Annotated in this window: 19 protein-coding genes; 9 read left to right on the top strand and 10 right to left on the bottom strand. The window is 57.0% G+C overall.

Annotated elements, in window-relative coordinates:
* Window positions 1-14 precede the first annotated feature (14 nt).
* Together ghrB and HX773_RS22215 are read left to right on the top strand one after the other, a co-directional pair.
* Window positions 15-989, top strand: a complete 975-nt coding sequence (gene ghrB, locus HX773_RS22220) for a glyoxylate/hydroxypyruvate reductase GhrB (protein ID WP_176973352.1) — start codon at window positions 15-17, stop codon at window positions 987-989.
* An 81-nt stretch (window positions 990-1,070) separates the two neighbouring features.
* Window positions 1,071-2,318 (top strand): valine--pyruvate transaminase, encoded by a 1,248-nt coding sequence (locus HX773_RS22215; RefSeq protein ID WP_176973351.1) that lies wholly within the window; start codon window positions 1,071-1,073, stop codon window positions 2,316-2,318.
* Between the two features lie 34 nt (window positions 2,319-2,352).
* Here HX773_RS22215 and HX773_RS22210 read toward each other — a convergent pair whose 3' ends face one another.
* A complete protein-coding gene (locus tag HX773_RS22210) occupies window positions 2,353-3,786 on the bottom strand; it encodes a PLP-dependent aminotransferase family protein (RefSeq protein WP_176973350.1) in 1,434 nt (477 codons plus the stop codon).
* 196 nt (window positions 3,787-3,982) lie between these two features.
* Here HX773_RS22210 and HX773_RS22205 point away from each other — a divergent pair, with 196 nt between their 5' ends.
* From HX773_RS22205 to HX773_RS22180, 6 genes are read left to right on the top strand one after another with little or no spacing between them, the layout of a single operon-like run.
* Window positions 3,983-5,449, top strand: a complete 1,467-nt coding sequence (locus HX773_RS22205) for a hypothetical protein (protein ID WP_176973349.1) — start codon at window positions 3,983-3,985, stop codon at window positions 5,447-5,449.
* Window positions 5,450-5,466: 17 nt separating this feature from the next.
* Window positions 5,467-6,744: an acetyl-CoA carboxylase biotin carboxylase subunit family protein gene (locus HX773_RS22200; RefSeq protein ID WP_176973348.1), complete on the top strand. Its 1,278-nt coding sequence runs from the start codon at window positions 5,467-5,469 to the stop codon at window positions 6,742-6,744.
* On the top strand, window positions 6,732-7,439 hold the full coding sequence (locus tag HX773_RS22195; RefSeq protein ID WP_176973347.1) for a class II glutamine amidotransferase: 708 nt from the start codon (window positions 6,732-6,734) through the stop codon (window positions 7,437-7,439). The genes HX773_RS22200 and HX773_RS22195 overlap by 13 nt, the downstream gene beginning before the upstream one ends.
* 5 nt (window positions 7,440-7,444) lie before the next feature.
* Complete coding sequence (locus HX773_RS22190; RefSeq protein WP_176973346.1) at window positions 7,445-8,245, top strand: hypothetical protein; 801 nt, start codon at window positions 7,445-7,447, stop codon at window positions 8,243-8,245.
* A 27-nt stretch (window positions 8,246-8,272) separates the two neighbouring features.
* On the top strand, window positions 8,273-8,773 hold the full coding sequence (locus tag HX773_RS22185; protein ID WP_176973345.1) for a YbaK/EbsC family protein: 501 nt from the start codon (window positions 8,273-8,275) through the stop codon (window positions 8,771-8,773).
* 21 nt (window positions 8,774-8,794) lie between these two features.
* The gene (locus HX773_RS22180) at window positions 8,795-9,700 is read left to right on the top strand and encodes an EamA family transporter (protein WP_176973344.1); all 906 of its coding nucleotides are present in this window, start codon (window positions 8,795-8,797) and stop codon (window positions 9,698-9,700) included.
* Between the two features lie 47 nt (window positions 9,701-9,747).
* Here the strand turns inward: HX773_RS22180 and ibpA are convergent, their stop codons facing one another.
* Window positions 9,748-10,161, bottom strand: coding sequence for a small heat shock chaperone IbpA (gene ibpA / locus HX773_RS22175; RefSeq protein WP_176973343.1), 414 nt, complete (start codon window positions 10,159-10,161; stop codon window positions 9,748-9,750).
* 286 nt (window positions 10,162-10,447) lie between these two features.
* Between ibpA and HX773_RS22170 the strand changes: the two genes are divergently transcribed.
* On the top strand, window positions 10,448-10,807 hold the full coding sequence (locus tag HX773_RS22170; RefSeq protein ID WP_304623165.1) for a YceK/YidQ family lipoprotein: 360 nt from the start codon (window positions 10,448-10,450) through the stop codon (window positions 10,805-10,807).
* On the opposite strand, the gene HX773_RS22165 is transcribed toward HX773_RS22170, so the two are convergent.
* From HX773_RS22165 to HX773_RS22130, 8 genes are all read right to left on the bottom strand, one after another.
* On the bottom strand, window positions 10,785-12,047 hold the full coding sequence (locus tag HX773_RS22165) for a DUF3748 domain-containing protein (RefSeq protein WP_176973341.1): 1,263 nt from the start codon (window positions 12,045-12,047) through the stop codon (window positions 10,785-10,787). The genes HX773_RS22170 and HX773_RS22165 overlap by 23 nt on opposite strands.
* Window positions 12,048-12,192: 145 nt before the next feature.
* Window positions 12,193-13,488: an MFS transporter gene (locus tag HX773_RS22160; RefSeq protein ID WP_176973340.1), complete on the bottom strand. Its 1,296-nt coding sequence runs from the start codon at window positions 13,486-13,488 to the stop codon at window positions 12,193-12,195.
* A 307-nt stretch (window positions 13,489-13,795) separates the two neighbouring features.
* Window positions 13,796-14,944: a galactonate dehydratase gene (gene dgoD / locus HX773_RS22155; protein WP_007893527.1), complete on the bottom strand. Its 1,149-nt coding sequence runs from the start codon at window positions 14,942-14,944 to the stop codon at window positions 13,796-13,798.
* Window positions 14,941-15,558 (bottom strand): 2-dehydro-3-deoxy-6-phosphogalactonate aldolase, encoded by a 618-nt coding sequence (locus tag HX773_RS22150; protein WP_061719996.1) that lies wholly within the window; start codon window positions 15,556-15,558, stop codon window positions 14,941-14,943. Before HX773_RS22150 ends, dgoD begins: the two co-directional genes overlap by 4 nt.
* Entirely contained in the window at window positions 15,542-16,420 is an 879-nt protein-coding gene (locus HX773_RS22145; protein WP_176973339.1) for a 2-dehydro-3-deoxygalactonokinase, read from the bottom strand. Before HX773_RS22145 ends, HX773_RS22150 begins: the two co-directional genes overlap by 17 nt.
* Complete coding sequence (locus HX773_RS22140; protein WP_101763893.1) at window positions 16,417-17,115, bottom strand: FadR/GntR family transcriptional regulator; 699 nt, start codon at window positions 17,113-17,115, stop codon at window positions 16,417-16,419. Before HX773_RS22140 ends, HX773_RS22145 begins: the two co-directional genes overlap by 4 nt.
* Window positions 17,116-17,375: 260 nt before the next feature.
* The gene (gene yidA / locus HX773_RS22135) at window positions 17,376-18,185 is read right to left on the bottom strand and encodes a sugar-phosphatase (protein WP_176973338.1); all 810 of its coding nucleotides are present in this window, start codon (window positions 18,183-18,185) and stop codon (window positions 17,376-17,378) included.
* Window positions 18,186-18,336: 151 nt separating this feature from the next.
* The gene (locus tag HX773_RS22130) at window positions 18,337-18,687 is read right to left on the bottom strand and encodes a hypothetical protein (protein WP_176973337.1); all 351 of its coding nucleotides are present in this window, start codon (window positions 18,685-18,687) and stop codon (window positions 18,337-18,339) included.
* Window positions 18,688-18,705: the final 18 nt, after the last annotated feature.

Here is an 18,705-nt window from a genome sequence, read left to right as displayed (position 1 = left end):
AAAGGGAGCAAAAGATGAAACCTGCTGTGATTCTTTATAAGAGCCTGCCAGATGACCTGCGCACCAAACTGGATGCCCATTTCTCCGTCACTGAAGTGCATGATATTTCCCCGGAAACAATCGAAAAACACGCGTCGCAGTTCGAACAGGCACAAGGTTTGCTCGGCTCTGGCGGCAAAGTGGATGGCGAGTTGCTGGCTAAAATGCCCGCGCTGCGCGCCTGCTCCACCGTGTCGGTGGGTTACGATAACTTCAACGTTGATGCGCTGAATCAACGCAAGGTGTTGCTGATGCACACACCAACCGTGCTAACCGAAACCGTCGCCGACACCATGATGGCGTTGGTTTTGAGCACCGCGCGTCGCGTGACCGAGCTGGATAAGTGGGTCAAAGACGGCGAGTGGAAAAAGAGCATTGGACCGGATCATTTCGGCATTGATGTGCACCACAAAACCCTCGGCATTCTCGGCATGGGCCGCATCGGCCTCGCGCTGGCACAGCGTGCGCACTTTGGCTTCGGCATGAACATTCTTTATAACGCACGTCGTCAGCATGAAGAGGCGGAAACCCGCTTTGGTGCGCGTGCCTGCGATCTGGAAACCTTGCTGAAAGAGAGTGATTTTGTCTGCATCAGCCTGCCGCTCACCGAACAGACGCACCATATGATTGGCGCGGCGCAGCTCAAGCTGATGAAGCCAAGCGCAATTCTGATCAACGCGGGTCGCGGTCCGGTGGTGGATGAGCAGGCGCTGACTGCGGCGCTGAAAGACGGCACTATCCACGCCGCCGGTCTGGATGTGTTCGAAGTTGAGCCAGTGCCTGCCGATGCCGAAATTTTGACGCTGCCGAACGTGGTAGCGCTGCCGCACATCGGTTCCGCCACCCATGAAACCCGTTACGGCATGGCGCGCGACGCGGTAGATAACCTGATCGCCGCTCTGAGCGGCAAAGTCGAGAAAAACTGCGTTAACCCGCAGATCCAAGGCTAAGCGGCCGCTTTACCCATTGCGCCTGCCAGCGGCGGGCGCTATGGTGGTTCCCCATTCGATTTCACAACGTTTTAACTTCCTATGTCCTTTTCTCAGTTCGGCGACAAATTTACTCAACACTCCGGCATCTCACGTCTGATGGAAGACATGGGTGAAGGCCTGCGCACGCCCGGCACCATCATGCTTGGCGGCGGTAATCCGGCGCAGATCCCGGCGATGAATGACTATTTCAACCAGTTGCTGATGCAGATGCATCAGGACGGCAAGCTGAGCGAAGCGCTGTGCAACTACGATGGTCCGCGCGGCAAAGCGCTGCTGCTGGATGCGCTGGCGAAGATGCTGCGTGAGGAACTTGGCTGGCCATTAACCGCGCAAAACATCGCGCTGACCAACGGCAGCCAGAGCGCGTTCTTCTATCTCTTCAATCTGTTCGCCGGACGTCGCGCCGACGGCAGCAAAAAGCGCGTGCTGTTCCCGCTGGCACCGGAATATCTCGGCTACGCCGATGCCGGTCTGGAAGAGGATCTGTTTGTCTCCGCCAAGCCAAACATTGAGCTGCTGCCGGAAGGCCAGTTCAAATATCACGTCGATTTCGATCATCTGCCGCTGAATGACGATGTCGGCCTGATCTGCGTATCGCGCCCGACCAACCCAACCGGCAACGTGATCACCGATGATGAACTGCTGCAACTGGATGCGCTGGCGCAGCAGCACGGCGTACCGCTGCTGATCGATAACGCGTACGGCGTGCCGTTCCCCGGCATCATCTTTAGCGAAGCGCGCCCGCTGTGGAATCCCAATACCATTCTGTGCATGAGCCTGTCGAAACTCGGCCTGCCCGGCGCACGTTGCGGCATTATCGTCGCCGATGAGAGCACCATCACCGCTATTGGCAACATGAACGGCATCATCAGCCTGGCGCCGGGCAGCATCGGTCCAGCAATTGCCAATGAGATGATCGTGCGCGGGGATTTGCTACGTCTGTCGGAAGAGGTGATTAAGCCGTTCTATGAGACCAAAGTAGGCGAGACGATTGCGATTCTGCGCCGCTATCTGCCCGAAGATCGCTGCCTGATTCATAAACCCGAAGGCGCGATTTTCCTCTGGCTGTGGTTCCGCGATCTGCCGATCAGCACCGAAACGCTGTATCAGCGCCTGAAAGCGCGCGGCGTGCTGATGGTGCCCGGCCACTTCTTCTTCCCCGGCCTGGAACACGAATGGCCTCATACCCATCAATGTATGCGCATGAACTATGTGCCGGATGCGGAGAAGATTGAGCGCGCGGTGCAGATATTGGCGGAAGAGCTGGAAGCCGCATTTAGGGATTAATCGGCCAGGTCGCCATAAATGGCGACCCTACAACTCATTCCGCCGGCAACGACAACTGGCACCACTGCGCCAGCTGCTGAATCGCCTGCTCCACTTCGGCATTCCAGCCAAAACCGGCGTTGAGTCGGAAACAGTGATCGTAGCGGTGATCGGTGGCGAAAATATGCCCCGGCGCGATGCCGATGCCCGCATTGCGCGCCTTGAGAAACAGCGCGCGCACATTCAGCGCGCCAATCGGCATTTCCACCCACAACACATAGCCGCCTTCAGGATCAGACACCCGTGTGCCCGGCGGGAAGTAGCGCAGCACCGCCTGACGCATATGCTGAATTTGGTTCTTCAACTCGCGCCGTAGCTTACGCAGATGCGCATCATAACCGCCGCTGCGCAGCAGTTCGGCAATCGCCGCTTGCGACAACACCGACGTGCCCATGCTGGTGGTGTATTTCAGCGAGGCGATTTTGCGCATGTAGTTGCTGCTGTGCACCCAGCCAATGCGAATGCCCGGCGCGACGGTTTTCGAGAAGCCGCTGCACAAAATAGCGTTCGGGCTGAAGGCGCGCATCGGGAACGGACGACGCTCGCCGAATGCGGTATCGCCGAAGATATCATCCTCAATGATCACCACATCGTTCTCGTCGGCCTGACGCGCGATATAGGCTTTCTGCTCGTTAGGAATGCTTTTGCCCAGCGGATTATTGATGTTGTTGATGGTGAGATAGGCCTGCACCGCTTGGCGCTGGAACAGCGAAGTGAGTTTCTCCACATTGACGTAGCCTTCCGGCCCGGCTTCCACCTCAATCACCCGCAGATTAAGGTTATGCAGCATCTGCAGCAGCACGAAATAGCACGGCGATTCCACCGCGACGATATCGCCAGGCCGCGTGGTGGCGCGCAGCGCCAGCGAAATCGCTTCGATGCAGCCATTGGTGATCAGGATGTCATCAGCGTTGATATTGCAGCCATAATCCACCGCGCGGCGCGCAATTTCATTTTTCAGCGGCGTATAGCCGGTGCCTTTGACGGTATTGCCCAGCAGCGCCGGTTTGCTGTAGCCCATCTGGCGCATCAGCAAACCAATCTTCTTCACCGGATAGAGTGAGATGTCGCCGTTGGCCAGATCCAGCCGCACGCGGCAGTCTGAACCGAGCATCGCCAGATGCAGCTCGGTCTGCTCGTCGAGCGGCGCCACTTCGCGCGCTTGCTCGTTGATGACCGTGGGAAAGGTTTTATTAGCAGGCCGCGGTGCGACAAAAAAACCGGACTTGGGACGCGCAACCGCGTAGTGCTCATCCTCAAGCGTACGTAATGTTTTCAGCGCGGTGGTCATGCTGACGCTGTACTGCGTTGCCAGCGTGCGCACCGACGGTAAACGGCTGTCGGGCGGCAGCGAGCCGCTGTGAATGGCTTGTTTTATCTGCTCTGCGATTTGACGGTAACGACTGCCCTGTTCCGTTTCACCCGCCATCTGTTCCACCCTATTTCGTCCGGATCTGTGCGTTTTCACCAGATTACATTCAAAGTACTTTAGGCTGCATTAGTTAATTGATAACCCGCGCAATAGTCTTTAAGGCATTCATTCCGTAGCACCTTCGTGGCCCATTTCCCGTCTGTTGCCGCCAGCACGGCAGCAGCGACTTTTTAGCCAAAGGATGAAGTGAAAAATGAATAATCTGTCCACCCTGATGCGAGAGATTAGTGGATATCTCACCCCGACGATTATCGATTCCGCGCAACACTGTTCACGCCGTTTACTTGCCGCGCTCCCGGATGCTGCGCACCCGGAGAATAACCGCGTGCTGCTGGCCTACGGCGGCGGCAAAGACAGCAGCTATATGGTGGCGTACGTGCGCTACATTCAGGGGCTGATCTGGCAGCAACACGGCAGCACCTTTCAGCTGCGCATCAGCACCAATCGCCATGCGGCAATGAACGACAGCGTGATGGAGAATATCGATCGCGTGTATCGCGCGCTGCACATTCTCGATGATGACTTTACCGAATGTCTGGTGACCGACGGCTTGCAAATCCGCCACTTCGATCGCCATTTACCGATGCCAGACAGCGTGCGCCAGCAGAATCGCAACGATGTGCTGATGAATGGCCACCGCTTCCGCGCCGATGCGCGCTCCACGTTTTGTAACGCCTGCAATCTCAGCATGGTGAACTCGTTTGGCCTGGCGGCGCATTACGACGGCGGCGTTGATGTGATCATCACCGGCGATTCGCCGCAGGAACAAACCGCTTATCTGGCGTGGGCGCGCCATCTTTCGCGGCTGTTTGCTGCGCCGGTGGCGGATAAATCGCGCGGCTTTAGCGGCTTCCTACAGACGCTGGATGGCGTGGCCGAACGCTACTTCGCCGATATCTACGGTGCCGATCAGGTGACGCCCGCGCACCGCATTACCTGGCAGCTGGAACGCGATCCGCTGTTCTTCAATATCTATCAGGACACCGCGTATGAAGCGGGCGCGCACTGGGCGCTGCTGACTGAATTTATGCATTTCCGCTTCGATGAACTGATGTTCAGCTTCTCCGAATCGGACTGCGGTAACCCGACGTTAATGGCACATATTCGCGGTCTGCGCGCGGAGACGCTGTTGCAGCGCAGCTACGCCGAAGGCATTCGCGAATATGTGCGCTTTGCGCTCGGGCTGATGGTGAAAAAGGATTTCCCGCCGCAGCTGATTGATGAGATGGCGGCACGTTATCAGGACGATGCGGCGATTAAGCGCGCCCGCCAGCGCGCCGCGCAGTTCGCCGAGCAGGCATTTGGCCTCAATGAAACCCAACTGGTTTGCATGATCTATTCGCCGTTTATCGCCGAAGGTAATCAGCTGAAAAGCTGGCTGCAGCAGTTAGTCGATGCGCCGGACGAAGCGGCGGTGCGCGCGTTGCTGCGCGGCGAAAGCGACGATCTATGGCTGGCGCAGCAGCTGGAGCAACTTTCTGGTTTGACCGTGGCGCAGATGCGTCACTGCTGGCGCAGCGCGCAGGTGAGTTCACTGCTGGACGATCAGCGCGGCGATGCGCTTTCGCGCGTGCTGCGTTTTGACCCGCACAAAGCAGTGATTCAGGTGAATAACGGTGTCATGCAAGACGTCGTCACTGAAGTGATCTCCGGGCGTTAACCCGGTAAGGCAACGCGATGAGAAAGATTTTCCTGCAGATTGGCGCCACCCGCGACGGACAAAATCCTTATTGCGCGGTGGCCAAGCGCGACGGCTACTTTACCGTGCTGGCGGAGATGGGCGATTTCGTCGATTACCAATCGCTGAGCATCCCGTTGCCGTTCGATCTGATTGTGCGGCTCGATCGCCCGGAAAATCCGTGGGATGTGCTGCAAGCCTGTTTGCATGCCGGGTTGATGGAACATCCTCACGTGGTGTTGGCCGGCTTTGAAGCCTACAACGCCAGCGCCGGTCGCGTACGCGAACTGCTGGCGGGGCCTGACGCCGGTGCCAGCTTTATTCCGCCGGATAAGTACGCGCAGCGTATGGCCTTGCGTAAAGCCTGGCAGCGCTTTCCGCAGCCGGAGTTTCGCTTTTTTGCCTCGCCGCTCAGCATTCGCGATGCGCGAGACGCGTTGCTTTATCCCTGCGTGATCAAGCCGGTTGACGGCGGCGGCGGCCTTGGCATCTGGCTGGTGAAACAGGCCAGCCAGCTTGATGCGGTGATCGGTAAGCTGGTGGATACCATGAATTACGGCGGGCGCGGCTTCAGCGGTTTTATCGTGGAGAGCTGGCTGGCGGGCGATGAGTATTCGCTGCAAGGCGTGGTGGCGGACGGCCATGCGGTGGCGCTGACCTGCTGCCAAAAGGTGATCGAACACCATAGCGATGCCGACGGCTGCGTCAGTTTTTACGAATCTGGTCATGTGGCAGTCGCAGCGCAGCAGCTGCCCGCCAGCTTTAGCAGCCTGATGAGCTTCTGCTGCGAAACCTTCGGCTATCGTCAGGGCGCGTTTCACATCGACTTTATTATGGTCAACGGCGAACCGCATTTCCTTGAAATGGGCTTCCGCCTTTCCGGCATGGGCGTGGTGAATCTGGTGCAGGAAGTCACCGGCATCAACTGGGCGGAAGTGGCGTTCCACATCGAAGCCGGTCACGGCATGCCGCCGCTGCATTTTCCGGCGCAGCCGCAGGCGGTGGGCCGCGTGCGTTTGCGTCAGCGCCTGCAGTATGACGCGGCCGAGCGCTGGATCGCACAGCATCAACGCGGTCAGCTGTTGCCGCCGCTCAATCTGCCCGCGCTGGCGGTTTCGCCGCGCTCTTCGCTGTACGCCGATTTAACCCGCCACGCCGGTATTCTCGCCACCTTGCGCCTCGCAGCCACCAGCCGCGACGAAATTCTGGCGGTGTTCCACCAGATCCTTGAGGTCTCATCGCTCACCACACGGAGAGATTTACTATGTGCAGAATGATTGTGGCGCACGGCCAATTTGATGCCGCCGCGGTGCTGGACGCCGCGCGTGCCATGAGCTGCGGCGAAACCGCCACGCACGAAGGTCCGATTAAACAGCATCCCAACGGCTGGGGCTGTTTATGGCTGGAGCAAGGGCACATTCGCACGCTGCACGGCACCGGCACTTTCGCCGATGCGCTGCCGACCATTGATGTTGATCGCCTGCGCGGCCGCTTTCTGGCGGTGCATGTGCGCCACGCCACGCTGAGCAAAAATCACGGTATCGAATTTTCTCATCCGCTGTGGCGCACCAGCGGCGCAACGCAGTGGTACATGATGCATAACGGTTTTTTACCCACCGTTTATCAGCAATTGGGCATGGCGGAGTCGCGTTTCGATTCCGCGGAGTATCTCGAATATATGGTCGATCGCGCCACGCCCGCCGATTTCACCCGCGATTATCTGCGCGACAAGATGGCGCAGGTCGCGCCGGGCGGCAGTTCAGCCAACGCCATTTTTGTCACCCGCGATAAAGCCTGGGCGTGGCAATGGCATCCCGACGACACGCCCTATCCCCACTATTTCACGCTGCACCGCTTACAGAGAAACGACACCACCTTCATCTCTTCTGAACCTATTTCAGCACTGGGCACGGCGTCTGAATGGCGTCGTATGAACAACCATGAACTTCATGAATTTCCAATTGGGGAGTGATCAACATGGCGATTTTCAATCAGATCCGCGTTATTCATCCAAACATGTTTGTGGAGAGCACCTGGCTGGATGACATCGTGACGGCACGCGTGCCGCTGCTGGTGTTACGTAACTTCCTCACGCCGGAAGTGCGCGCAGCGGTGGTGGACGATTTGCAGCAGTGCCGCGAACAGGTGCGGGTGTCGCACTATCCGAACGGCGCGCTGACCACGCTTGGCCCTTATCTGGCGAAGCACACCGCTGCACCGGAAAACTACTTTACCGAACTGCGTGATATCCAGCCCGCGCTGCCGCCGTCGCTGCACTGCCTGCGCGATCAGATCTACAACTGGGTGAAGCACGCGCTGCGCCTGGAAAGCCTGCAAACCGCCAACGAACCCGAGTTGGGCGATTACGCCGGTTCGATTGTGCGCTTCCACGCCAACGGCGTCGCCAATCCACTGCATAACGACAACATCGTGCGCGATGCCGCCGGCAGCGGATTGGCGGTGACCCACATTCTGCATCAGTTGAGCTGCGTGGTCTGTTTGCAGGAGTGCAACGCGGGCGGCGCGCTGCGCATCTTCAACAAAAAATGGCAACCGATGGATGAGCACTACAAAACACCGGGCGAGCTCGGTTATCAAAGCGGCGTCATCGAGCACAGCGAGGTGTGCGAGTTTTCACCGCGCAGCGGCGATATCTATCTGTTTAACCCCGCGTTTTATCACGAAATTGATCGCGTGGAAGGCGACACGCGCATCACCATGGGCTTCTTCTTTGGCCTGACCGACAAAAAAATGAAACACGCCATCGCCTGGAGCTAACGCCAGGTTTTCGACGAGGAGACGAGCATGAATACCTATGAAAAAGTAGCGGCCCTGCTGGATCAACATCAGGCGCGTTATCGCGTGGTGGAGCATGAAGCCATCGGCCAGACCGACCTGATTAGCGAGATTCGCGGTAACGATCTCAATCAGGCGGCCAAAGCGATGGTGCTGGAAGTGACCATGCCGGATGGCGCGGATGCGCGCTATCTGCTGGCGATTGTGCCGGGCGACTGCAAGATCAACTTCAAGAGCGCCGCACGTGCCATTGGCGGCAAGAAGTCGAGCTTTGCGGCGCCAGAAAAAGCGCAGGAGTTAACCCAGTGCGTAATGGGTGCGGTGCCGCCGTTTAGTTTTGATGACCGGCTGGCGCTGCGCGTCGATGCGCGCCTGCGCGACGTCGGCACGCTGTGGTTCAACGCCGGGGCACTGGATCGCTCCGTGGCTTTACAGGTGGATGATTTCTTTAAAGTTGTCGGTGATGAATGTTGTGCCGAGATCGCAACACCGGTGACGGCAACCGCCTGATCGCGGCAGTAAGGACTCTGTATGTCAGTTAAAGATATGTTGTTAGCCTTGCTGGTTGTGGTGGCGTGGGGCGTGAATTTTGTGGTGATTAAGCTGGGTCTGCAGGACATGCCGCCGTTTTTACTGGCGGGACTGCGGTTTAGCCTGGTGGCGTTTCCGGCGATCTTGTTTGTGAAGCGTCCGGCGATTCCGCTGCGTTGGCTGATCGTCTACGGCATGACCATCAGCTTTGGCCAGTTCGCCTTTCTGTTCCTCGCCATCAAACTGGGCATGCCGGCAGGATTGGCGTCGCTGGTGTTACAGGCGCAGGCCTTTTTCACCTTGCTGCTCGGTGCGCTGTTCCTGGCGGAGAAGCTGCGCTGGAATCACATCGTCGGCATTTTAGTGGCGACGCTCGGCATGTTTATGCTGGCGACCGCTGGCATGGCAGGCCAAACCACGGCGGGCATTACGCTCACGACCATGATGCTGACGCTGGCTGCGGCGCTGTCGTGGGGGCTCGGCAATATCACCAACAAAATCATTTTGCGTAACCGCAAAGTGCCGGTGATGTCGCTGGTGGTGTGGAGTGCGCTGGTGCCGATCGTGCCGTTCTTTGCCTGCTCATGGCTGTTCGATGGCGAAGCGGCAATTGTCACCAGCCTGCTGCACATCTCGCTGCAAACGGTGTTGGCGCTGATCTATCTCGCCTTTATCGCCACCATTGTCGGCTACGCGATTTGGGGTAATTTGCTGAGTCGCTATGAAACCTGGCGCGTGGCACCGTTGTCGCTGCTGGTGCCGGTGGTGGGGATTCTCAGCGCGGCGCTGGTTCTCGGTGAAACCTTGTCGATTCAGCAGATGATCGGGGTTTCAGTGATCATCCTCGGCCTGCTGGTGAATGTGTTTGGCGGCATGGTGAGTCAGCGATTATTGGTGCGCACCTAAACAAAAACGCCGCTTTTCAGCGGCGTTTTTTTCAACTCACATCCTGATTACAGGATTTCGATACGACGCGGTTTCGCCTCTTCCGGGACGATGCGTACCAGATCGATGCTCAACAGCCCATTTTCCAGACGCGCATCGCGCACGGTGATGTGATCGGCCAGCTGGAATTTGCGCTCGAAGTTGCGCTCGGCGATGCCCTGATACAGGTACTTACGCTCCGGCTGCTCTTCAGGATGTGCGCCGCGCACCACCAGCACGTTGTCATGCGAGGTGATATCTAACTCGCTCTGGGCGAAGCCCGCCACGGCAATGGTGATACGGTAGAAATTCTCATCCACCAGCTCAACGTTATACGGAGGATAGCCACCATTGGCCTGGTTTTGGTTGGACTCAAGCAGGTTAAACAGGCGGTCGAAACCAATGGCAGAACGATAAAGTGGGGTGAGATCAAAATTACGCATAATAAGACTCCTGATATTCAGCAAGTTTAGGCAACCTTCCACCATGGACAGGTTGTGTAGTCCGTTGTTGTCCCTTCCGGCAACAGCAACAAGACCGTTCCTTAAAAGTGGGTGCAGCCTGGTCGCTTTCAAGGGCTGATGCGTATTTTTTTACAGCAATTCTGACGATATGACATACACTCAGGGGACTAATCGCCTGAGAATCAAGACGCAGCCATAGAGCTTTGCTTAACGTCAGGTGACACACTCCAGCCAGGGCCATGCCATGACTGAAGGGATGATGATGATGAATATGATGAAACGCTTTCCGCTCACAGCTGTGCTGGTTTGCAGTACCTTTGTTACTTCAGGCTGCTCCAGCGTTATGTCTCACACCGGCGCCAGTCAGGGCTACTATCCCGGCACGCGCGCCAGCGCAGAGATGATCACTGACGACAACACCAGCTGGGCGATCAAGCCGCTGGCGCTGATCGATCTCCCTTTCTCAGCGGTGATGGATACCGTGCTGCTGCCGTGGGATTACTTCCGTTCTGACGACGATAAAAGTAAGGATTCCATCCACGAGCGCGTGATGCAGAGCGAAAAAATGGCTGGCACGCAATCCAGCCTGGCGACCGCGGCGTCTATGCCCGCGCAGCCGCACTGACGCAAAACAGCTGCCGCCAGCCGTCCACTTCCCGCATATAAGCGATCTTCTCTCCATCCGGCGACCAGACCACCGCATCACCGGATGGCGCCTGATCGCTCCGTTGGGTTAAGCGCGTACATTTCCCCGTCGCCATCTCACAGCGCATCACACTGTTATCGCAGATAAAGCTTATCGCGCTGCCTTGTGGATGCCAGCTAAACGCCGACTGAATGCTGCTCGCCAACCGCGTCACCTGACGTGGCTGGCCGCCATTGGGTGAAACCGTCCACAGCTGAATCACGCCATGTTCGTCCGCCAGCAAAAAGGCGATGGCGCTGCCATCCGCTGAGGCGCGCAGCCAGTGACGCGGTTGCAGCGCCAGGCCGTTGGTGTGCGTGATGCGTCGCTGCTGCACGCCAGCCGGCGGCGCAGGCAATTTATCCGCCGTGCCTTGTAAGGGCGATGCGCCTGCTTTGGCGTAATCGGCTAACGCTGCGGGCAGATCCACCACGAACACTTCCGGCACTTTGTCGCCGTTCGCGGCGCGCGTATCGCCGATAAAGGCGATGGCCCAGCGCTGCCATCTGCCATCCGCTTTCTGATAGCCCTGATGACCGATCCAGCACTCTTCATAGGCGCGGTCGATCTGGTCGCTGCCCGGCTGTGGATCGCGCTGCGTCTGGCTGACCAGCACGCAATAATGACTGCCCTCATATTCACGCGGATGCTGTTTGGGCGGACACACCGGATGCAGCGGCACGGCCACACCGACATTGCGCAGGTCGTCGCCGGCATCCATTTCATGCATCACATGATCGTTGTAGGTAAAACTCAGGCGCGAACCATCCGGGCTGAAGACGTGAACATGCGAGCCACCGCGCAGCGCGCCGGGCGTGTAAGGCGCGGTGATGTCGCAGGCGTCGAGATTCTCGGCGATGCCTTGCTGCACGATCACGCCGCGACGGTGATGAAAATCGTAGCGCCAGTGCGCATCCGGATGTTCCGGGCCATGAATGCAGACGTAACGCGGCGGCAGATCCGGACTGACGGTGACCACGCCAACGTGCGCGCCATCGCGCGCCTGATACAGCACTTCAACGGCACCGCTCGCCACGTTGACGCGCTCGATAGTCAGGCTGGTAAAAGAGGCGCCGGAAGGTCGCACATCAAATGCCAGCCATTGGCTGTCGCCGGTCCAGACGTTGATGTTGGTGAGTTGATGATGACGCGCGGCAAAGGTGATTTGTTTTTCTGACATGAGGCAACCTTCCATCTAACAGTTGCCGGATAAATTACGTGATTATGGAGTGAGAAGCAGCAATTTCGCCGCTGTTGATTGCGCAATGAATTGCGCCGCTACGGATTGTGCACGTATTTGTAGCGGCGCGATTCATCGCGCGAATTTATTCACCTACGCGTTTTACATCACCGACCAGCAGGATGTAGGACAGCGCGCCGATCAGCGCTACCGCCGAGATATACACCAGCGCCGGTGCAAAGCCGTAATCCTGCGCCAGATAGCCCACCACCAGCGGCACGGTGATGCCGCCCAGGCCGCCAACAAAGTTGAACATGCCGCCGGTCAAACCAATCAGGCGCACCGGTGCCAGCGAGGAGACCAGCGACCAGGTAATTGAGGCGAAGCCGTTGCCGAAGAAGGCGATCGCCATCAGCGTCATAATCCATATTGGATCGTTGGTATAGTTCGCGCCCATGATGCAGGTGGAGATCAGCAGACCGCAGATGATCGGCGTTTTGCGCGCAAAGCCTAGCGAACGGCCGCTGCGCACCAGACGATCAGCGACGATACCCGACAGAATCACGCCAACGAATGCCGCGAGGAATGGCACGGTGGTCATGAAGCCCGCGGTGAGCGCCGCGATGTGTTTTTCCTGCGTTAGATAGTTCGGGAACCAGGTGAGGAAGAACCACAGTGTGGATGTGACGGCGAACTGGCCGAGATAGACGCCGCACAGCTTGCGGTGGAACACCAGTTTCCAGTCGGCGGCGGTGAGTTTGGTGCGGGTTTTCTTTTCGCTTGGTGCGTCGCCATCCACCATCGCGCCGCCTTCGCGGATGTATTCCAGCTCGGCTTTATTGATGCCTTTGCTCTGGCTCGGCGCTTGATAGAACTTGATCCAGATGAACGACCAGATGATGCCAATGCCGCCGGTAATAATGAACACCCAATGCCAGCTCAGCAGTTCCTGAATCCAGATCAGTAATGGCGTGAGGAACGCCAGGCCAACAAACTGACCGGACGTGTAGAAGCCGACGGCGGAAGCGCGCTCCTGCTCCGGGAACCAGCTGGTCACCAGCCGGTTATTGGTCGGGAAAGCCGGCGCTTCAAATATGCCGGTTATCGCACGCAGACCAATTAACGATAATAAGCCGGTGGCAAAACCCTGCAGTAACGTCGCCACCGACCAGCCAAAGATGGCAATAAAATAGGTTAAGCGTGAGCCCACGCGATCGAGGAACCAGCCGCCGGGAATCTGGCACAACGTATATAACCAGGCAAAGGCCGAGAATACATAACCCATTTGCGCTTTGGTAATACCGAACTCTTCCTGAATATGCGCGGAAGCGACGGCTAAATTAGCGCGATCGACATAACAAATGACCACCGTAATAAATATCATCAGCAGCGTGATATAACGACGGCGCGTCGGTTTGGCCTGAACAGCAGAGAGATCCATGGTGTTTCTCCGTAATCGGTTTTGCCGTTTAGGCGCGACAGAGCACGCCCCGGCAAATGTAGGGTAGCGATATAAAAGGTAAAACCGCGTAAGCGGTAAATAAGCTGTGCCGGGAAACAGGCTGAGCGAAGCCCTATGCCTTATTTCACCGGCATATAATTATCGAGATTTAATAAAATTTAATACCCTAAAGAATTCGAGTTGCAGAAAGGCGGCAAGCGAATGAATCCCCCGGAGCTTACACTAGTAAGTGACTGGGGTGAATGAGCGCAGCCAACGCCTCTGCAGCTTGAATTATGACGGGTATTTACCATTCAGCAACGGAACCATCGGGGAATCTCCAAAGTGGGTTTCTCCAGTCAGGTGCATTTTTACTGCGTTCAATCACCAGCTCTTCGTTGATTTCCACGCCGAGACCCGGTTTATTTAACGGATAGAAATGACCGTCATCCATTTTAAAATCGTCTTTATTGATCACGTAATCGAGCAGTTCAGCGCCCTGATTATAGTGAATCCCCATGCTCTGCTCCTGGAACACCGCATTGCGCGAGACGAAGTCAACGTGCAGGCACGCAGCCAGCGCGATCGGGCCCAGCGGACAGTGTGGAGCCAGCGCCACATCGTAAGATTCGGCCATCGCGGCAATTTTGTAGCACTCGGTGATGCCGCCCGCGTGTGACAGATCCGGTTGCAGAATCGCCAGTCCACCCGCTTCCAGCACGCGTTTGAACTCGAAGCGCGAGAACATGCGCTCGCCAGCGGCGATCGGAATATGAGTCTGCGCCGCCAGACGCGGATAATATTCCGCCTGCTCCGCCAGCACCGGCTCTTCGATAAACAGCGGGCGATACGGCTCCAGCTCTTTGATCAGCACTTTTGCCATTGGCGCGCTGACGCGGCCGTGGAAATCGAGGCCAAATTCAATCTCTTTACCGAAGGCTTCACGGATCTGCGCCACGGTATTCACCGCGTCATCGACTTTGCGCGCGTTATCGATAATGCCCATCTCTTCGCAGCCGTTGAGTTTGAAGGTATCAAAACCGATGGTGCGCAGTTTCTTGATGCCATCAATCACATCGGCCGGACGATCGCCGCCCACCCAGCTGTAGGCTTTAATGCTGTCACGCACTAATCCGCCGAGCAGTTGATAAACCGGCACGCCGAGCGCTTTGCCTTTGATATCCCACAACGCCTGATCGATACCGGCGATGGCGCTCATCAGAATCGGGCCGCCGCGATAGAAACCGCCGCGATACATCACTTGCCATAAATCGTTGATGCGCGCCGGATCCTGACCAATCAGGTATTCCGACAGCTCATGCACCGCCGCTTCCACGCTGCGCGCGCGGCCTTCAATCACCGGTTCGCCCCAGCCAACGATGCCTTCGTCAGTTTCGATTTTCAGGAACATCCAGCGCGGCGGCAGGCGGTAAGTAGTCAGTTTGGTAATTTTCATCGTACAGCGTCCTTATATGCAGCAATAAATGCGCGAGCCTGTTCCACAGTGCGCGACAGCGGTTGACCGGCGCGATAGAGATCGCTGCCCAGACCCGCGCCAATGCAGCCTGCGGCCATAAATTCATGCAGGTTTTCCGGCGTCACGCCGCCCACGGCAAACACCGGCACTTCTGGCGGCAGTACCGCTTTCAGCGCTTTGATGTAGCCCGGACCAAAGGCTGACGACGGGAAAATTTTCAGCGCCTGCGCACCGGCCTGTAAGGCGGTGAACGCTTCGGTCGCGGTGGCGCAACCGGCAGCAACGATCATCCCTTTGGCGACCGCCTGGCGGATCACCGCAGCATCGGTGTTCGGCGTGACGACTAATTTGCTGTTCAGCGTCGCCAGCTCATCGACCTGCGCCGGATTCAGCACCGTACCGGCGCCAATCAGCGCTTTATCGCCGAAGGTTTTCACCATCGCGCCGATGCTTTTCGCCCACTCCGGCGAGTTGAGCGGGATTTCAATCGCATCGAAACCCGCTTCAATCAGCGCGCCGACGTGCGCTTCGGCTTCATCCGGCGTGATGCCGCGCAGAATGGCGATCAGCGGGACTTTAGTTTGCCAGGACATTCGCAATACTCCTTATTCCGTGCTGGAAAGCACGATCGCCTTCCAGCGTGACTGAATCCACACCGATAAACTGCAGCGCCTGCTGATAACGTTGCGCCAGCGCGCTACCGGCAATAATGGTGATCGGTTGGCTGGTGGCGTCGGCCCGTTGCGTCATCAACGCCACTTCGTGACCAATCAGCAAGCCTGAAAGAAAGTCGCTGATATGGCGGCGATCGCGCGCGCCGAGCACGTGTGAAGCGCGAACTTCAAACAGGCGCGACAAAATCGAGACATCGTTGCTGCCGACTTGCACACCTGCGCGGAAAGCCGCCGCGTTCTCTTGCTGCTCGGGTAAACCTGCGCCAATCAGCGACTGTTTGAGCAGCAGATGATGCAGTTCACCGGTCATCACGGTGCGGAAATCCAGCACGCGATCCTGTTCCATCTGCACCCATTTGGCGTGCGTTCCTGGCATCACATAGAGCGGCGCAGGCTGCAGTTCCAGCGCGCCAAGCAGCTGCGTCTCTTCACCGCGCATAACGTTGTAGTTGTCGGCACGTTCGACGCTCAATCCCGGCACGATCCACGCTTTATCCTCAACGCGCGTAAGGCGGCTAGCGATTTCACTCAGCGCCACCGGACAGGAGAGATACGGCACCGACCGCCAGCCGGCATTGCTGCCTACCATGCCCGCCATCACCACCGGCACGTCGTTGACTGGCCAACCTGCGGTGACGCTGGCAAACACCTCGGCTGGTGTGCGATCGCCCAGGCGCGTGACGCCAGCTTCCGAACGACGCTCATCGATGCAAACACCGGCTTGATAATGCCAGGCGCGCAGGTTGGTTGAGCCCCAATCAATCGCGATATAGCTGGTCACATAATCTCCTTGAGTCGCGCCGTTGAGCTGGCAATCATCGCTTTCGCCGCCTGCTCGGCAGCATCGCCATCCTGATGACGAATGGCATCGAACAGCGCTTTGTGTTCGGCGAGCGTGCGCGGCATGTTGCCTTCGTCCGCCATGTAGGTTTGCGCGAACACCGCTTTTTGCAGCTGGCTGATCGCCACGTTGAGCTGCTGCAGCACCGGATTGTGTACCGAATTCAGCACCGCTTCGTGGTAGCGGATGTCCGCTTCATTAAAGGCATCACGATTGAGGTGGTTGGCAACCATGTCGTTGTACGCCAGTTCAATCGCAGCCAGATCGCTTGAGGTGGCGCGTTCGGCAGACCAGCGCGCAATCTGCGGCTCGACCAGCACACGCACTTCGTTCATGGCGGCAATCAGACGCGGGTCCTGATCGTGCGCCAGCGCCCACTGCAATACGTCGCTATCCAGATAGTTCCAGTGATTGCGCGGCGTGACGAACGCGCCGCGATAGCGTTTCATCTCCATCAGACGTTTCGCCATCAGCGAGCGAAACACTTCGCGGATGATGTTGCGCGAGGTGCCGAAGCGTTCACACAGCTCCGCTTCCGCGGGTAACGCCGCGCCGGGCACAAACTTACCGGCCACAATCTCTTCACCCAGCGTCAGGATGATGCGCTCTGTTTTGCTTAGTTGTTCTTGCGTCATGATGTTCCATTCAATGAAAGGCAGGTACGCATCAGATTACTGCTTTCGCCTGGCGAAGCCTAACGGCCGCCCTGACCTGCGCCGTCGATTGTAGTACCATAGTGATAAGTTGTACTACAATGTGGATCACAAAATAGACAACTTGTGTGTCATAACGCGATAAGGTCGCCATAAATGGCGACCCTACGAAGGCTTGGTGAGATTTGTAGGGTCACCATTTATGGTGACCCAATCACAGCGGGAGGCAGAATAAGAAGGGTTTACAGCACCAGCTCTTCAATGGCGTGCGCTACGCCGTCTTCCATGTTGGTTTTGGTAATGAACTGCGCGATTTTCTTCACGGAATCAATCGCATTGCCCATTGCTACGCCGGTTCCGGCATACTCAATCATCGCCAGATCGTTTTCCTGATCGCCAATCGCCATCACCTCTTCACGCGCCAGGCCGAGCTTTTCAGCCAGCATCTTCACGCCTTGACCTTTATTCACGCGGGCATCGAGGATTTCGAGGTAATAAGGTGCGCTTTTGAGAATGGTGTAGTTGTCGCGTGCCTGCTGCGGCAAGCGCTGAATGGCAGAATCCAGCAGATCGGGTTTATCGATCATCATCAGCTTAGGAAAACGCGTGGCGCGATCCATCTCTTCTACGGAACGATAGCGCACCGGAATGCCGGTCAGGCTCGCTTCGTGGATAGTGAACTCGCTGATGTCTTTGTTCGGCGTATAGAGGAAAGATTTATCGAAGGCCTGGAAGTGGACACCAAGATCGCGCGCCAGCTGTTCGATATACAGATAGTCGTCAAAACCCAAGGTGATTTCCGCGACGCACTCGCCATCATTAGCGCGATGCACCAGCGCACCGTTGTAGCTGATGCAATATTGGCCTTCATCAACCAGATTCAGCTCCATCAGATAGCGCTGAATGCCGACGAACGGACGGCCGGTGGTGAGCACCACCATCACACCTTTTTTATGTGCGCGTTCAATGGCCGATTTAACTGCAGGCGTGATCTCGTGCTGCGGATTGAGTAGCGTGCCGTCCATATCGATTGCAACCAGTTTTATAGCCATAACGTCCTCGTTGAGTCAGGGTTTTGATCAATGCTAGCGCGATTCAGCTCACATTGACCAGTTTCGCGCCTGACTTCAGATTTTTTCCTCCGTAAAGAAAAAGGCCATCACTATCGTGATGGCCCGGCATTCATGGAGTAAGAGGATGATCTTAGTGGCTCATTGCGTCTTTTTTCATGCCCATTTCATCTTTCTTCATGGCATCTTTCTTCATGCCCATCTCGTCTTTCTTCATGGCATCTTTCTTCATGCCCATTTCATCTTTGTGCATGGCATCTTTCTTCATGCCCATTTCGTCTTTCTTCATGGCGTCTTTCTTCATGCCCATTGCGTCTTTGTGCATGGCGTCTTTCTTCATGCCCATTTCGTCTTTGTGCATGGCGTCTTTCTTCATGCCCATCTCATCTTTCTTCATGGCATCTTTGCCCATTGTATCAGCAGCATAAGCTACAGACATGGTCATCATTGAAGCGATAAAGGTTGCTACGATTACGTTTTTCATAGGGTGTTTCCTTACAGT

Origin of the sequence: Pantoea sp. B9002, assembly GCF_013385945.1 — a bacterium.
Taxonomy (GTDB): domain Bacteria; phylum Pseudomonadota; class Gammaproteobacteria; order Enterobacterales; family Enterobacteriaceae; genus Pantoea.
This window is presented reverse-complemented; position numbering and strand designations above follow the sequence as displayed.

What these genes read in the sequence shown, in the direction of transcription:
- HX773_RS22160 (WP_176973340.1), bottom strand. Translation starts at nt 13,488, where the DNA reads ATGGATCTCTCTGCTGTTCAGGCCAAACCGACGCGCCGTCGTTATATC.
- HX773_RS22215 (WP_176973351.1), top strand. Translation starts at nt 1,071, where the DNA reads ATGTCCTTTTCTCAGTTCGGCGACAAATTTACTCAACACTCCGGCATC.
- HX773_RS22200 (WP_176973348.1), top strand. Translation starts at nt 5,467, where the DNA reads ATGAGAAAGATTTTCCTGCAGATTGGCGCCACCCGCGACGGACAAAAT.
- HX773_RS22190 (WP_176973346.1), top strand. Translation starts at nt 7,445, where the DNA reads ATGGCGATTTTCAATCAGATCCGCGTTATTCATCCAAACATGTTTGTG.
- HX773_RS22140 (WP_101763893.1), bottom strand. Translation starts at nt 17,115, where the DNA reads ATGACGCAAGAACAACTAAGCAAAACAGAGCGCATCATCCTGACGCTG.
- HX773_RS22195 (WP_176973347.1), top strand. Translation starts at nt 6,732, where the DNA reads ATGTGCAGAATGATTGTGGCGCACGGCCAATTTGATGCCGCCGCGGTG.
- HX773_RS22205 (WP_176973349.1), top strand. Translation starts at nt 3,983, where the DNA reads ATGAATAATCTGTCCACCCTGATGCGAGAGATTAGTGGATATCTCACC.
- HX773_RS22165 (WP_176973341.1), bottom strand. Translation starts at nt 12,047, where the DNA reads ATGTCAGAAAAACAAATCACCTTTGCCGCGCGTCATCATCAACTCACC.
- HX773_RS22170 (WP_304623165.1), top strand. Translation starts at nt 10,448, where the DNA reads ATGAATATGATGAAACGCTTTCCGCTCACAGCTGTGCTGGTTTGCAGT.
- HX773_RS22185 (WP_176973345.1), top strand. Translation starts at nt 8,273, where the DNA reads ATGAATACCTATGAAAAAGTAGCGGCCCTGCTGGATCAACATCAGGCG.
- HX773_RS22180 (WP_176973344.1), top strand. Translation starts at nt 8,795, where the DNA reads ATGTCAGTTAAAGATATGTTGTTAGCCTTGCTGGTTGTGGTGGCGTGG.
- HX773_RS22130 (WP_176973337.1), bottom strand. Translation starts at nt 18,687, where the DNA reads ATGAAAAACGTAATCGTAGCAACCTTTATCGCTTCAATGATGACCATG.
- dgoD (WP_007893527.1), bottom strand. Translation starts at nt 14,944, where the DNA reads ATGAAAATTACCAAACTGACTACTTACCGCCTGCCGCCGCGCTGGATG.
- ghrB (WP_176973352.1), top strand. Translation starts at nt 15, where the DNA reads ATGAAACCTGCTGTGATTCTTTATAAGAGCCTGCCAGATGACCTGCGC.
- HX773_RS22210 (WP_176973350.1), bottom strand. Translation starts at nt 3,786, where the DNA reads ATGGCGGGTGAAACGGAACAGGGCAGTCGTTACCGTCAAATCGCAGAG.
- ibpA (WP_176973343.1), bottom strand. Translation starts at nt 10,161, where the DNA reads ATGCGTAATTTTGATCTCACCCCACTTTATCGTTCTGCCATTGGTTTC.
- yidA (WP_176973338.1), bottom strand. Translation starts at nt 18,185, where the DNA reads ATGGCTATAAAACTGGTTGCAATCGATATGGACGGCACGCTACTCAAT.
- HX773_RS22150 (WP_061719996.1), bottom strand. Translation starts at nt 15,558, where the DNA reads ATGTCCTGGCAAACTAAAGTCCCGCTGATCGCCATTCTGCGCGGCATC.